This window comes from Sphaerisporangium viridialbum (assembly GCF_049674955.1).
In the GTDB taxonomy this organism is placed as follows: domain Bacteria; phylum Actinomycetota; class Actinomycetes; order Streptosporangiales; family Streptosporangiaceae; genus Sphaerisporangium; species Sphaerisporangium viridialbum.
In genome coordinates, this window is record NZ_CP187232.1 from 1,707,667 (window position 1) to 1,721,172 (window position 13,506).

Annotated in this window: 11 protein-coding genes; 6 read left to right on the forward strand and 5 right to left on the reverse strand. The window is 71.6% G+C overall.

Features of this window, described 5'->3' with window-relative positions; translation table 11 throughout:
• Positions 1 to 3: 3 nt before the first annotated feature.
• The 3 genes from ACOZ38_RS07840 (at position 4) to ACOZ38_RS07850 (ending at position 3,416) form a co-directional block, all read left to right on the forward strand.
• Positions 4 to 1,152 carry an ABC transporter permease gene (locus ACOZ38_RS07840; protein WP_405145049.1) on the forward strand — a complete coding sequence of 383 codons (1,149 nt, stop codon included), beginning with the start codon at positions 4 to 6 and terminating at the stop codon, positions 1,150 to 1,152.
• Positions 1,149 to 2,324 (forward strand): ABC transporter permease, encoded by a 1,176-nt coding sequence (locus ACOZ38_RS07845; RefSeq protein WP_424529439.1) that lies wholly within the window; start codon positions 1,149 to 1,151, stop codon positions 2,322 to 2,324. Before ACOZ38_RS07840 ends, ACOZ38_RS07845 begins: the two co-directional genes overlap by 4 nt.
• Before the next feature lie 81 nt (positions 2,325 to 2,405).
• A complete protein-coding gene (locus ACOZ38_RS07850) occupies positions 2,406 to 3,416 on the forward strand; it encodes a hypothetical protein (RefSeq protein ID WP_424529440.1) in 1,011 nt (336 codons plus the stop codon).
• Positions 3,417 to 3,509: 93 nt separating this feature from the next.
• On the opposite strand, the gene ACOZ38_RS07855 is transcribed toward ACOZ38_RS07850, so the two are convergent.
• From ACOZ38_RS07855 to ACOZ38_RS07865, 3 genes are read right to left on the reverse strand one after another with little or no spacing between them, the layout of a single operon-like run.
• The gene (locus tag ACOZ38_RS07855; protein WP_424529441.1) at positions 3,510 to 4,673 is read right to left on the reverse strand and encodes a cysteine desulfurase family protein; all 1,164 of its coding nucleotides are present in this window, start codon (positions 4,671 to 4,673) and stop codon (positions 3,510 to 3,512) included.
• Between the two features lie 46 nt (positions 4,674 to 4,719).
• Entirely contained in the window at positions 4,720 to 5,634 is a 915-nt protein-coding gene (locus ACOZ38_RS07860; protein WP_405145053.1) for a hypothetical protein, read from the reverse strand.
• Positions 5,635 to 5,688: 54 nt separating this feature from the next.
• On the reverse strand, positions 5,689 to 7,740 hold the full coding sequence (locus tag ACOZ38_RS07865; protein WP_424529442.1) for a condensation domain-containing protein: 2,052 nt from the start codon (positions 7,738 to 7,740) through the stop codon (positions 5,689 to 5,691).
• 309 nt (positions 7,741 to 8,049) lie between these two features.
• Here ACOZ38_RS07865 and ACOZ38_RS07870 point away from each other — a divergent pair, with 309 nt between their 5' ends.
• The 3 genes from ACOZ38_RS07870 to ACOZ38_RS07880 are packed head-to-tail and all read left to right on the forward strand — an operon-like array spanning position 8,050 to position 11,103.
• Positions 8,050 to 8,310: a phosphopantetheine-binding protein gene (locus ACOZ38_RS07870; RefSeq protein ID WP_424529443.1), complete on the forward strand. Its 261-nt coding sequence runs from the start codon at positions 8,050 to 8,052 to the stop codon at positions 8,308 to 8,310.
• A gap of 22 nt (positions 8,311 to 8,332) precedes the next feature.
• Complete coding sequence (locus tag ACOZ38_RS07875; protein WP_424529444.1) at positions 8,333 to 9,880, forward strand: acyl-CoA ligase (AMP-forming), exosortase A system-associated; 1,548 nt, start codon at positions 8,333 to 8,335, stop codon at positions 9,878 to 9,880.
• Complete coding sequence (locus tag ACOZ38_RS07880; protein ID WP_424529445.1) at positions 9,880 to 11,103, forward strand: pyridoxal-dependent decarboxylase, exosortase A system-associated; 1,224 nt, start codon at positions 9,880 to 9,882, stop codon at positions 11,101 to 11,103. The genes ACOZ38_RS07875 and ACOZ38_RS07880 overlap by 1 nt, the downstream gene beginning before the upstream one ends.
• A 37-nt stretch (positions 11,104 to 11,140) precedes the next feature.
• On the opposite strand, the gene ACOZ38_RS07885 is transcribed toward ACOZ38_RS07880, so the two are convergent.
• Positions 11,141 to 12,517: a condensation domain-containing protein gene (locus tag ACOZ38_RS07885; protein WP_424529446.1), complete on the reverse strand. Its 1,377-nt coding sequence runs from the start codon at positions 12,515 to 12,517 to the stop codon at positions 11,141 to 11,143.
• Positions 12,463 to 13,500, reverse strand: a complete 1,038-nt coding sequence (locus ACOZ38_RS07890) for a hypothetical protein (protein ID WP_424529447.1) — start codon at positions 13,498 to 13,500, stop codon at positions 12,463 to 12,465. Before ACOZ38_RS07890 ends, ACOZ38_RS07885 begins: the two co-directional genes overlap by 55 nt.
• Between the last annotated feature and the right edge of the window lie 6 nt (positions 13,501 to 13,506).

The window sequence follows — 13,506 nt, forward strand, 5'->3', positions numbered from 1 at the left end:
GCCATGGAGCTGCGCGCCCGTCTGCGCGACGGCACGGCCCTGGTGATCGCGCTGGTCGTCCCCGTGGCCCTGGCGACCCTGTTCGGCCTGGCACTCGGCGGGGACGACCCGCCGTTGCGGGCCACCGTGGGCTTCGTCGACCTGGACGGCGGGGAGTTCCCCGCGAGCGTGCGCAAGGAGGTGATGTCCACCAAGGAGCTCCAGGGCACGCTGACGCTCCGCGACCTGCCGAGCGCACAGGAGGCGCAGAAGTCGCTCGACGCCGGGGACATCGGGTCGGCGATCGTGTTCCCCCAGGGGTTCAGCAGCAGCGTCGGGGCCGGTGACGGCGGCAAGGTCAACGTGCTCACCTCCGCCGAGGCTCCGCTGGCCGGCGTGGTGGCCAACGCCATCGTCGACCACATCTCCGCGCTGGTGGACGCCCGCACGCTCGCGGTGCGCGCGTCGCAGCAGGCCGGGGTGCCCGCGGACCGGCTCAAGGAGTTCGTCGAGCGCAACGGCGCGGCGGGCCCCGCGCTCACCCTGACCAACGACCCCATGGCCGGCGGCAAGGTCGACCTGTCGGTGTACTACGGCTCCGGCATGGCGGCGCTGTTCGCCTTCTTCGTGGTGGGCGCGTCGTTCAGGAGCCTGCTCACCGAGAGGAAGCAGGGCACCCTCAACCGGATGCTGGCCGCGCCGATACGGCCGTGGGTGCCGATCGTCGGCAAGGCGGCCGTCGGGTTCGCGCTGGCGGTGGTCAGCGTCTGCGTCACCTGGGCCTCCTCCGTGCTCATCTTCGGCTCGACCTGGGGCGACCCGCTGGCGGTCTTCACGCTGCTGGTCGCGCACGTCCTCGCCGCCACGGCGATCACCATGCTGGTGGCGAGCAGGGCCAAGACCGACGCCCAGGCCGACGGGGTGATCATGGTCATCTCGTTCGTGGCGGCGTTCTTCGGCGGCAGCCTCGTGCCGATGTACAACCTTCCCGACGTGCTGCAGAAGATCGCCCTGCTCACGCCGAACGGCTGGACCTCGACGGCGCTGACCGGGCTCGCGGGCTCCGGCGGCGGCGTGGTCACGGTGGCGGTGCCGATCGCCGTCCTCTGTGCCATCGCGCTGGTGGCGAGCGGCCTCGCGGCCCTCGGGTTCAGGAAGGGGCTGCTCGTATGACGTCACGCCCGATCGCGGACCGGCTCCGGCCCCGTCCTGTGCTGGCGCTGGTGGCCGCCAACCTGCGCCGTCACTCCAGGGACAGGGTCGGCCTGTTCTTCATGGTGGTCATGCCCTTCGTCACCATCGTCTTCGTCGGGATGGCGCTCGGCGGCGGCGCCACGGGAGCCGCACGGCTGCCCGTCGGCGTGGTCGCCCAGGGCACCGACCCGGTCACCGGGGCCGTCCTGGACGAGCTGCGCAAGCACCCCGACCTCGCGATCACACGGGTGGACACCAAGGACGACCTGCGGGTGGGCGTCCGGGAGGGCTCCCTGGCGGCGGGCCTGGTGATCCCGCCGGGATCCACCAAGTTCGAGCTGGTCATGACCCAGGCGAACGGCAGCGGCATGGCGGCGCGCAGCGCCGTCGACGTCGCGGTCGGGAAGGTGGCCGCCGTGCTGGAAGCCACCCGGGCGGCCAGGACGGCCGGCGCGTCCCCGCAGCAGGCCGAGGAGTACGTCCGCAAGGCGCAGGCCGAGTCCGGCCGCGTCGCCGTGGTGTCCTCCGGCACGACGAGCGCCCATCCCCGGGGGTTCGCCTACACGGCCCCGGCCAACCTGCTGCTGTTCACCTTCATCAACTCCATGGCCGTCGCCGCCGCCCTCGCGGAGAGCCTCAGGCTCGGGATGATCCAGCGCTCCCTCACCGCTCCGGTGCGGAGGCGGTCGGTGCTGTTCGGGGAGGCGCTGAGCAGGTTCATCGTGGCCGTCGCTCAGGCCGTCCTCATCATGGTGGTCAGCAGCGCCGTGTTCGGCGTCTCCTGGGGGGACCCCCTGGGCGTAGCCGCCGTCGTCGGGGTGTTCGCGCTGGTGGCGACCGGCGCCGCGATCCTGGTCGGCAGCCTGGTGAAGTCGTCGCAGCAGGCGCCCGCCATCGGCCCGCCCCTCGGCATCGTGCTCGGCATGCTGGGCGGCTGCCTGTGGCCCAAGGAGGCCGCGGGGGAGCCCCTCAACACGATCGGCCACTTCTTCCCGCACGCCTGGGGCATGGACGCGCTGCTCACCCTGTCGAAGCCCGGCACGGGCATCGGCTCGGTGCTCCTCCAGGTCGCCGTGCTGGCGGGGATGGCGGCCCTCCTGCTCGGCCTCTCGCTGGTGCTGTTCGGCCGCCGAACCCGGACGCTGACCTGATCCGCCATCCGTATGTCGCTCACCGGCCGTTCCAGGAAGGGCGGGTCCCGATGAAGGTGACAAGACAATGAGGGGGAGTTCATGAAGACGATGGCCACATTGTTCGCCGGCGCGACGCCGGTCGGCGCCGACCATGTCAGGGACGTGTACCGCTATGCCGCGCGCAAGGGCTCGATCGAGGCCCTTGAGGTGGCGGCGGCGGATCTCGGCATCGGGATCCACGAGATGCAGGAGGCGGTGGACCACCTCGTCGCCAGCCGCCTGCTCAGGACGGAGGACAACGCCGTGGGCCGGCGGTACGTGCCGGTCGATCCCGAGGTCGCGACCGCTTCGCTGGTCTCCTCCGTCGAGCGCGAGATGTACCAGCGCCGCGAGCTGATCGACCAGATCCGCGAGCGCATCGACGTCTTCCGGCAGGACGACGCCGGTACGGGCGGCCAGAGCTCGGGGTCCACCTCCATCGAGTACCTCGTGGGGACCATGGAGGTCAGGGGCTTCCTCAAGATGGCGGGCGACGCCTGCCGCGACGAGGTGCTCATCCTGCAGTCGAGCAAGAGCGACTCCGAGGAGCTCTCGCTGGCCTACCTGCCGCTGCTCGGGCGGGGCATCACCGTGCGCATCATCTGCCAGCACAGGGACCGCGCGGACCTCTCCACCCGGATGAAGATCAAGAAGCTGACGGACGCGGGCGCCGCGGTGTGCACCACCAGCCACATCCCGAGGTCCGCCGTCGTCTTCGACCGGTCGCTGGTCGTCCTGTTCGGGCTGTCGGACGGGGAGACCAACGTCGCGCGGGTGCACAACCACGGGGTCGCGCAGTTCTTCCTGGACCTGTTCGACCACCTATGGGACGGGGCGACACCCCTTGAGGGCGTCGAGTCCGGCTACGCCAACGTGGCCGACGACCTCCTCCAGGCCATCGCCGGGCTGATGGCCAAGGGGTACACCGACGAGATCGTCGCCCGCAAGCTCGGCATGTCGGTCCGCAGCTGCCGGCGTCACATCGCCACGCTGATGCGCGACCTCGACGCGACGAGCCGGTTCCAGGCCGGGGTCCAGGCGGCTCGCAGGTTCTCCGCGAACCTCACGTGATGGCGCCCGCGTCCGTCCGGCGCCACCGGGTGTCATCGCGCGCGCCGCGTCCTGCCCGCGGGGGGCGCGCCGCGATGCCACCGGCGGCCAGGGTCATCGCGCGCCCTGCATCGCCACGACCACATCGGCCAGGCTCTCGGCCCGCTCGCAGACGAGCTCGATGCCGCGCACCAGCTCCTCCTCGTCCATGCCAGGGTCCAGGCAGACGCGGATGGAGCTGTTCGCGTCCTCGGGGGAGACACCGATCGCCGTCAGCACGGGCGAGGGCTCCTGGGACGCCGAGTTGCACGCCGACCCGGTGGACAGCGCCACCGAGTGCAGGCTCGCCACGAGGCTCTCGCCGCGCACTCCCGGCAGGACGAGGTTCAGGATGTGGGGCACCCCCGCGTGGGGACACCCGTTGACCCGCACCCCCGGAAGCCGGGCGGTGAGCAGTTCCAGCGCCGTGGCGCGCAGCCGCGTGGCGCGCTCCCAGCCGGCGTCGAGCCGGCGCAGCGCCAGCTCGCAGGCCTTCCCCAGGCCCACCACCAGGTGGGTGGGTATCGTCCCGCTGCGCAGTTCGTACTGGCCGCCGCCGTAGGTGGTCGGGTGCAGGCGCCGGCGGATCTCCGGCTTCACGTACAGGGCGCCGATGCCCTTCGGCCCGTGAATCTTGTGGGCCGAGATCGAGAGGGTGTCCATCGCCGCGCCCGCCACGCTGATCGGGACGCGGCCCGCGGCCTGGGCGCCGTCCACGTGCAGCAGGCACCCGGCGGCGTGGCTGAGCGCGGCCAGCTCCGCGACCGGCTGGATCGTGCCTATCTCACTGTTGACCCAGGCGACCGTCGCCACCCGCGAGTGGACGTCGAGGCGCTCGGCGAACCCCGCGAGATCGACCAGCCCGTCCGGGCGCACGTCCATCGTGCGGATGTCGATGCCCCGGTTGCCCAGCGCCCGGCCGATCGCCAGCGACGACTTGTGGTCGGTCGGGCAGAAGAGCGCGTTGACCGGCGCGCGGTCGGCGTGCCCGAACATCCCCAGCAGCGCGATGTTGTTGCTCTCGGTCGCGCCGGAGGTGAAGACGATGCTCTCGGGCGAGGCGCCGAGCAGCGCCGCCACCGAGTCGGTGGCGGAGTCCACGGCGCGGCGCGCCCGCTTGCCGAGCACGTGCGGCGACGACGGGTTGCCGAAGTCGTCCCGCAGGTAGGGCAGCATCGCGTCGAACACTTCGTCGTCCACGCGAGTCGTGGCGCAGTTGTCCAGATAGATGACCTTCATGTTCCCGTCCGTCACCGTCGGTGTTTCGCCTGCGCTGCCGCGCGCGTCAGCTGCGGAAGGTGCTGACCGTGACCAGCTTCGAATAGATCTCGTCGGTCGACATCTCGCCGCTCCCGCCCGGGTCGGCGATGACCACGACCATGCCCGGCAGCCGGTAGAGGTTCAGCGCGATGTCCACCCCGGTCTGTACGGGCGCGAGGCACTCGCCCGGCGCGAAGATCACGAGGGTCCGGTAGCCGGCGCGGTGGACCTCCGAGATCATCTCGGTGATCTCGCCCGCGCATCCGGTGATGCCGCAGCTGATCAGCGTGCGGTAGTTGCCCTCCGCGTCGAGGAAGGCGACCTCGGTGTCCTTCTTGTCGGTGTCGTTCCTGGCCGAGTCGAGGACGCGCTTCTCCAGCAGCCCCTGCTTGACGAACTTGTCGGCGGCCTTCTGGAAGCGGTACTTCAGCCACGTCTCGGGGAACGACAGCGCGTGCTTGCGGCTCGGCAGGACGCACTCAGGCGAGAGGCCGGAGTTGCGCAGGACCTTCTCGTACTCGGCGGGCAGCCGGGTGAACTCCTCGAAGAACTCGGCCCGCAGCTCGCTCGCCGGACGGCCCGCCGTCGGCACGTACTGCCAGTCGTTGATCAGCAGAAGCAGGCGCACGTCGTCGCACGTCTCCGCGTAGGACGTGAGCAGGTCGACCGACAGCGTCCAGCTGTATCCGGGGAAGATCCCCACGCGGCCGGAGATCCTGCGCCGCATCGTGTCGGACTTCTGCTCCTCGATGACCCCGGGCACGAGCCGGCCGGTGGTCTCGTCCTCGAAGAGCATGAAGTGGCCGCCCATGACCACCAGCTTGTCCAGGTCGGCGGCCGACAGCTCACGGTCGATCACCTGGCGGAGCTCCTGCTCCGACCCGACGAGCTGGTGGGTCTTCACGACCTTGGCGGCACTGCCTGCGAGAGCGTCACTCATCTGAAACCACTCCGTCTTGCTCAAGTTCTGGGTACGGGTAGATGGTCCGGGTCCTCACCGCACGGTCTCCTCGGCGAGGGCGGGGGCCACCCGGTGCGCCTGTTCCGGCAGGCGCGTGACACGACCGCTCCGGTAGCGGGCCGGGGCGGGTCCGGAGGGCGTACGCTCGGCGCCGGCGCCCGGCGGGACCTCGGCGAGGTTCCGGGGTGGGAGTTCGGGCCCGGTCGCGGCGACCGGGGTCAGCCGGCCGGCCAGCGCGCGCAGCGGCCGGGCACTGGTGAGCTCGTGGACGGAGATCCCCTCCCACCCGTGGTCCGTGAGGACGGCCAGCACGCGCGGGATCCGCAGGACCCTTCCCCCGGCGCCGGTGTAGCTGTCGCACAGGTCGAGGTCGTCGAGACCGTTCACCTCGCGGACGACGGCCGCGAGGGTCTGCTCGGCCTCGCCCATGGGGGAGGCGGGCTCGGCGTCGCGCCCGTCTCCTTCCGCCTCCGGGGAGCCCGCCGCGACGCCTTCGGGGGCCTGGATCAGGAACCGGTCCGGGCAGCGCACCGGGTGGTGGTCGTAGAGGTGGCCGAGGAAGTGCGCGCGGAGCCGCGCGGGGGTGACCGGCTGGTCGGCGACGATGTGCGCCACCAGCCGCCCCGTCCCGTCCGAGGACACCTCGGCGAGGCGGACGGCGGGATGGAGGGCGAGCACGGCCTCGATCCTTTCGAGGTCGACCAGGTCGTCCCCAGCGCCCGCCGTCCGTCCCCCGGCGGGCGGCGACGGCGGCGCGAAGCCGGCCAGCCGGGCGACCTCGCTGATCCGCAGGTCGGCCGACGGGTCGTCGTGCGCCTGGAACACGGCCTCGTAGCCCCGCAGGAACCGCTCCATCGCCTCGGCGTCCATCACCGAGGAGACGGCGTTCAGCGTGACGACGACGGCGTCGCGCCACTCGTCGATGCGGAAGTAGGTGTCCCCGCCGTGGAGCGCCCAGCCCGTGGGGGCCGGGGCCCAGGTGAACTTGGTGCGCCTTGCCTTGGAGTCGCGGGAGGCCTGCTTGATGAAGTTCAGCTCCGACCCGACGCGCACGGCCCGCCCGCGCCGCGTGCTCTCGCGGGACACCAGCTCGACCACCTCGTCATAGGGGACGTACGAGTGGGCCTGCGCCCGCTCGAAGTGCTGCGCGACGCGCCGCAGCAGCTGCGAGAAGGTGGGGTCGTCGTGACAGTCGACCCGCAGCAGCAGGGGCGAGAACATGCAGGTCATCACGTCGGAGTACGTGCTGGACTCGCGGTTGCTGGTGAACGAGAGGTGGCCGGCCGTGCCGCTGCCGGTGTAGGCGGCCATCAGCATGTTGTACGCGGTCACGTGGACCAGCGACGGCCAGACCTGGTGCCGGGCGCCGATGCGGCGGCTGGCGTCCAGCATCGACGGCGAGGTGAGCGTGGCGCCGCGCGCCGTGGGCTCGGCGCCGGGCACGCGCCTGGCGGCGAACGTGTCGGCCGGCAGCTTCGAGATCTCCTCTCTCCAGAACGCCATGGCGTCTTCCGCCACGGCGGCGGCCGCGCGCGAGGACTCGTACCGGGTGAGATCCATCGGCTGGTGGCGAACCGGCTCCAGGGAGGCGGGCCGCCGGGAGCTGAACCCGGCGCACTGGACCTTGAGCTCGCGCTTGATCTGCCGGACGGTCCAGACGTCGACCGCCAGATGGTTGAGCACGAGGACGAGTTGCCGGGGAACGCCCGCCGTGGTGATGACGCACGCGCGGATGGGCCATTCCGTGGAAAGGTCGAATTCGGTGGTGGTGAGCTTTTCCACGACCTCGCCCGGCGCGGCCGTGCCATCCTTTTCCGTGGTCACGTGAATGACCGGAAGAGCGGCCGGAGAATGCACGCGCTGTTGCGGGTCGCCGCCGTCGAGGTGATATGTGGTGCGCAGTGCCTCGTGCCGGCGTGTCAGGTAGTTGATCGCGGCCCTGCAGTTCGCCACGGTGACGTCGTACGGCATCTCCAGGTGCAGGACGATGTGCGTCTCGTGTCGCTCCCGCGGCGGCAGCTGGTGGTACCTCAGCCACATGTAACGCTGGCCCCAGCAGAGATTGGCGTTCTTGGCAGCGGACAACTCAGCCTCCAACAGTCGGTCGCGACACCCACTCCGCACGATTGCGCCGTTCGCCGGCGGTGCGACTCACCGGTCGTCGGATCGACAGCGCTTCTCAGGATAGTTGAATGCGATTGAGAATTGGCGTTTCTGCAGGGCGTTACAACGACGGCGCGGTGGCATCTTCAGGAACGTGACAACCTGCCACCGGACCGGTCCTTTCAGAATGCACGGCGGGCTTGACCGGGCCCGTGCATTCGGTGAGGGTGGGCGGGGGCGACATTTGTCCAGGTCGCCTGATGCGCTCGGCCCTCACTGTGAGGTGGCACGATGACCATGGTTGAAATAGAAATACCTCACGAGTTCCAGAATATCCTGCGGCCGCATTTGCCTTATGCGGATTCGGGGGATCTCTCGCCGTTCGACGACCTCGCGGGTCTCGGACTGGACTCGATGGGCGTCGTGCAGCTGCTGGTCGCCCTGGAGGACGGCTACGACATCGAGCTTCCCGACGACATCCTCGACGAGGAGACGTTCGCGACCGTCGGCTCGCTCTGGCGGGCGCTCTCCGTGCTGGTGGCGTCGAAATGAGAAGCAGGCGTGAGGATCGCGGATGCTGACCCGGGTCGATGATCTGCTGCGCTGCGGCGACCCCGATCGCCCGGCGCTGACCTTCAAGGACGAGACCCTCACCTACGGCGAGCTGGCCCGTCGCGTCGGCCTGGCCGCGGCCGGCCTCCGGCGCCTCGGGCTCCGCCGCGGCGAGCGGGTCGTCGTTTACCTCGAAAAGCGCGTGGAGACGGTGGTCGCGATGCTCGCCGTGTCCTCGGCGGGCGGGGTCCTCGTCCCGGTCAACCCGCTGTTCAGGCCGAGGCAGGTCGCGTACGTCGTCGCCGACTGCGACGCCCGCGTGGTGGTCACCACCTGGGAGCGTCACCGCACGCTGGGGGCCCGGATCGAGGCGGGCGAGTCGCCGCCGCACCTGGTGCTGATCGGCGACGGGGATGATCCGGGGCCCGGAGCCACCACGTGGGAACGGCTCTGCGCGGCCGGGGAGCCGGCGCACGGGGACGGCGACGGGGTGATCGACGCAGACGTCGCGGCCATCCTCTACACCTCCGGCAGCACCGGCTCGCCGAAGGGCGTCGTGCTGTCGCACCGCAACGTGCTGGCCGGCGCGGAGAGCGTCGCCGCCTACCTTCGGCACACGCGCGACGACGTGGTGCTCGCCGTACTCCCGCTGAGCTTCGACGCCGGGTTCAGCCAGCTCACGACGTCCTTCGTCGCCGGCGCGCACGTCGTGCTGGTCAACTACCTGACGCCCGCAGAGGTCGTGCGCCTGTGCGCCCGGCATGGCGTCACGGGCCTGACCTGCGTGCCGCCTCTGTGGCTCCAGCTCGCGACCAGGAAGTGGCCGCAGGAGGCCACCGGGCGCCTGCGGTACTTCGCCAACACCGGCGGGCGCATGCCCGGGACCACCCTGGCCTGGCTGCGCGACACCTTCCCCGAGGCGAAGCCGTACCTGATGTACGGGCTGACCGAGGCGTTCCGCTCCACCTACCTCGACCCGGCCGAGGCCGGGCGCCGGCCCGACTCGATCGGGAAGGCGATCCCCAACGCGGAGGTCCTGGTGGTGCGGCCGGACGGCTCGGTCTGCGACCCCGGCGAGGAGGGCGAGATCGTGCATCGCGGCGCGCTCGTGTCGCTCGGTTACTGGAACGACCCCGAGCGCACCGCCGAGCGGTTCCGTCCGTACCCGCCGGGGGGCGGCGCCTCGCGCGCCGAGATCGCGGTGTGGTCGGGCGACGTCGCCTACCGCGACGAGGACGGCTTCCTGTACTTCGTCGGGCGCACCGACGACCTGATCAAGACGTCGGGGTACCGGCTGAGCCCCACGGAGGTCGAGGAGGCGGCGTACGCCACCGGCCTGGTGTCGGAGGCGGTGGCCTTCGGCGTACCTGACGAGGAGCTCGGGCAGCACGTGGTGCTCGCGGTCACGGGACCGACGGGGGAGGCCTGCGACACCGGCACGCTGATGAAGGCGCTGGAACGCGACCTGCCGAGATACATGGTCCCCCGGCGCGTGGCGGTGTTCTCTCAGCTGCCGAGGTCGGGCAACGGCAAGTTCGACCGCGGCGAGCTGCGCCGGATGGTGCCGTGATGCCCGGCCGCTCGTCCGGATGGTCCGGAAGGCACGACGGCTCGCTGACCGTGGGCGGCATCCCCGTCGGGAGGCTCGCGGCCCGGGTGGGTGGCACGCCGTTCTTCGCCTACGACCGGGAGCTGATCGGCCGGCGGGTCGCCGCCGTGCGCGCCGCGCTGCCCGGCGAGATCGAGCTGAGCTACGCGGTGAAGGCCAACCCGATGCCTGCCCTGCTCCAGCACATGAGCGGCCTGGTCGACGGCTTCGACGTGGCGTCCGCGCTGGAGATGCGGCACGCGCTCGACACCCCGGTGCCCCCCGGCCGCGTCAGCTTCGCCGGACCCGGCAAGACCGTCGAGGAGCTGACCCAGGCGGTCGCGGCGGGCGTCACCGTCGAGCTGGAGTCCGAGCTGGAGATCGCCCGGGTGCGGGCGACGAGCAGGGCCCTCGGCGTCCCGGCCCGGGTCGCGCTGCGGGTCAACCCCGACTTCACGGTACGCGGCTCCGGGATGCGGCTCGGGGGAGGACCGCAGCAGTTCGGCGTCGACTCCGAGCGGGTGCCCGAGGTGCTCGCGAGCCTGGCTGGCGCGGAGTTCGACTTCCAGGGGTTCCACGTGTTCGCCGGCTCGCAGAACCTGCACGCCGACAGCCTCTGCGAGGCGCAGCGCAGGACCGCCGAGCTCGTACTCGGGTTCGCGTGGGCCGCGCCCGGCCCGGTGCGGTACGTCAACCTCGGCGGCGGCTTCGGCATCCCGTACTCCCACAGGGACAGGCCGCTCGCCCTCGAACCGATCGGGGAGAACCTCGCCGAGCTGGTCGACCGGGTGATCCGCCCCCGCCTGCCCGAGGCGAGGATCGTCGTCGAGCTGGGACGCTACCTGGTGGGCGAGGCCGGCGTCTACGTCACCCGCGTCGTCGACCGCAAGGTGTCGCGCGGCAAGACCTTCGTCATCGTGGACGGGGGGCTGCACCACCAGCTCGCGGCGTCCGGCAACTTCGGCCAGGTCATCCGGCGCAACTACCCGATCGCGGTGGGGAACCGCATGGACGACCCCGCCGAGGAGACCGTGACCGTGGTCGGCTGCCTGTGCACCCCGCTCGACCTGCTCGGCGACGACGTGGCGCTGCCGATGCCCGAGGTGGGGGACCTCATCGTGCTGTTCCAGGCCGGCGCGTACGGCCTCACCGCGAGCCCCACCGCGTTCCTGAGCCACCCCACCCCGGCCGAGGTCCTCGTCTGACCGGGAAGGGCCCGGAACGGGCCCTTTCCGGGGTCCTCTAGCTCGGCGGTGTGGCGATCTCCTGGGGGAACAGGGACGGCGGGAGGTCCTCGCCGCGGACGCTCCAGAGATCCTTCAGGCTGCTCTCGGGGTCGGTCGCCGCTAGCTGCGCGCCGAACGCCAGGCCGCGCAGGATGTCGATCATCCCCTCGGCCGGGATGACGGTGGGGTCCGCCAGCAGCAGGACGCTGGTGCGGCCGCCCTGGACCGACACCCGCACGCGGAAGGGCTGCCCGTACTGCTGCGCCAGGGGGGTCCACAGCAGCTCGGCCGGAGCCTGGTCGGCCGGGTCCGAGGGCTGGCGGTCGAGCTGCACGTAGTTGATCCAGCACCGGAACAGGTGGTTGACCCAGCAGTCGTGGGACGGGCCGTTGCCCTCCCGCGCCCCGACCTCGGCGGCGATCGCGGCCACTCGGTCGAAGTCGTAGCAGGAGTAGCGGTACGACCGGGCGCCCGCCCAGTGCAGGCGCTTGATGTGCTCGGCGAGCGAGGAAGCGTGGTCCACGGTGGCGACGACCGGGATCAGCTGGTTCATCGTGCTGACGATGTCCTGGTGTTCCGGCGCGAACCGGTTCGAGGCCATCAGGCTGAGCGTGACCCGGTCCGTGCCGGTGTACCGCGCGAGGCCCGCGGCGATCAGGGCAGTCACCACCGACGGCGCGGTGACCCCGAGCCGCCTGGCGGCCTCGGAGGCGAGGCCGCCGAGCCGGCGCGAGTGCAGCGTCGCCTCCAGGCGGTTGCGCTTCACGCCCGCGGGCAACGTCGGGAGCCCGTCCATCAGCCCGTCGGCGAGCACGCGCCGCCAGTACCGCTCGGAGCTCTCCTGCCGCTCGCGCCACACCCCGCCGCTCCGCTGCCGCCGCGCGAGCTCGCGGGGCGCGGGCCCCATGCGCGCGGTGGCACGCGGGTCGGCCACCAGGGCCCGGAACTGGTCCTGCAGGTGGTGGATCGACCACACGTCGAGGATGAGGTGGGAGAACGACAGCGCGAGGAACACCGGGGCGCCGTCGGTGGTGACCAGCACCCCCCGCCAGCCCAGGGCGCCGGTCATCGGGAACCCGATGGCGGCCAGCTCGTCCTTGGCCTGTTCCGGGACCTCGCGGCTGGCGACCACGCGGTCGACACGCTCGATCGGCAACGTGACGGCCGGGTGGACGCGCTGCACCGGCTGCCCGTCCTGGACGTGGTAGGTCGTCCGCAGCGGTTCGTGCCGGTCGACCAGCAGCCGCAGCGCCGTCAGCACCCGGTCCAGCGGGAGGCCCCGCAGGTCCCACGCCGTCGGGAGGTTGGCGTCGCGCATCCAGTCCTGCGGGTACCTCTCTATCTCTCGCCAGCTGAAGAGCTGGCCGTAACTGAGGGGGGCGTCGACGGACATATCGTCTCCTCCGGAGCACTCGTCGGGGCACCCGCCGCGTCTCGCCGCCCCATCCACAGCACCACCGCGGCGGCGGCGGCCGTCATTTCCAGAAGCGTCACGAACGTGACGAGGGTGGCCGCGTCGGGGCGGGTCAGGGGCTGCCCCCGAAGCGCCTGCCAGGCGGCCACGGCGACGACTCCTGCGTACGAGCCCGCGGCTGTGCGGACCAGCCGTACGCGCACCCGCTCGGGGCGCAGCCAGGCCGTCCGGAGCGCCAGCGCGCCGAGCGCCACGGCGATCAGCGGGATCGCCTGGAGGGCGTGGATCCCGAGGAAGTGGGCCACCCGCAGGTCGCCCCCGGACGTGCTCCAGCCGACGACGGGCAGGCCGGGCCCCCCGTCGGGCACTCCCACGCTGTGGGCGCCGGTGATGCCGTCGCCCACGCCGCTCCGCATGGAGTCCAGCGCGGGGGTGGACGTCGTCATGGAGAAGCCGAGCGCCATGCCGGCCAGCGACACGACCGTGCCGAGCCGGATCGCCGACGCCATCGCGAGGTCCTCGAACCGCTGCGTGACCAGCAGGACGGCGATGACCAGGTTGGCGACCCACAGGGTCACCACCATCGCGGTCATGCCGTTCCACACGAGGCGGTCCAGCGGGGTCTGGACGTTGAAGTGGCTCATCCGGCCGTGGAACGCCTGCACGGTGATCAGCACCAGCTCCCCGGCGACCATGGCCGCGATCACGGTGCCCAGCCACCGGCCCCACCGGCGGCCTCGCCGCAGGTGCGAAAGCATCCAGGCGAGCGTCGCCGTGTACAGCGCGACGGAGACCGAGAACTTGAACGGCTTCAGCCAGATCGGCTCGCCGGTGAGCACCCGGTCGTCCACGAGCAGCCCGGCGAGCGCGACGACGCCGACCACGCCGGACACCGCCACCGCGGCGAGCAATGGCCCGTGCGCGCGCATTCCGGATCGCCGGGGACGCTGGAGAACGCTCATTCTAGG

Bases quoted from the DNA above. Each gene is read 5' to 3' on its own strand.
- ACOZ38_RS07840 (WP_405145049.1), top strand. From the start codon at position 4: ATGGAGCTGCGCGCCCGTCTGCGCGACGGCACGGCCCTGGTGATCGCG.
- ACOZ38_RS07845 (WP_424529439.1), top strand. From the start codon at position 1,149: ATGACGTCACGCCCGATCGCGGACCGGCTCCGGCCCCGTCCTGTGCTG.
- ACOZ38_RS07850 (WP_424529440.1), top strand. From the start codon at position 2,406: ATGAAGACGATGGCCACATTGTTCGCCGGCGCGACGCCGGTCGGCGCC.
- ACOZ38_RS07855 (WP_424529441.1), bottom strand. From the start codon at position 4,673: ATGAAGGTCATCTATCTGGACAACTGCGCCACGACTCGCGTGGACGAC.
- ACOZ38_RS07860 (WP_405145053.1), bottom strand. From the start codon at position 5,634: ATGAGTGACGCTCTCGCAGGCAGTGCCGCCAAGGTCGTGAAGACCCAC.
- ACOZ38_RS07870 (WP_424529443.1), top strand. From the start codon at position 8,050: ATGACCATGGTTGAAATAGAAATACCTCACGAGTTCCAGAATATCCTG.
- ACOZ38_RS07875 (WP_424529444.1), top strand. From the start codon at position 8,333: ATGCTGACCCGGGTCGATGATCTGCTGCGCTGCGGCGACCCCGATCGC.
- ACOZ38_RS07880 (WP_424529445.1), top strand. From the start codon at position 9,880: ATGCCCGGCCGCTCGTCCGGATGGTCCGGAAGGCACGACGGCTCGCTG.
- ACOZ38_RS07885 (WP_424529446.1), bottom strand. From the start codon at position 12,517: ATGTCCGTCGACGCCCCCCTCAGTTACGGCCAGCTCTTCAGCTGGCGA.
- ACOZ38_RS07890 (WP_424529447.1), bottom strand. From the start codon at position 13,500: ATGAGCGTTCTCCAGCGTCCCCGGCGATCCGGAATGCGCGCGCACGGG.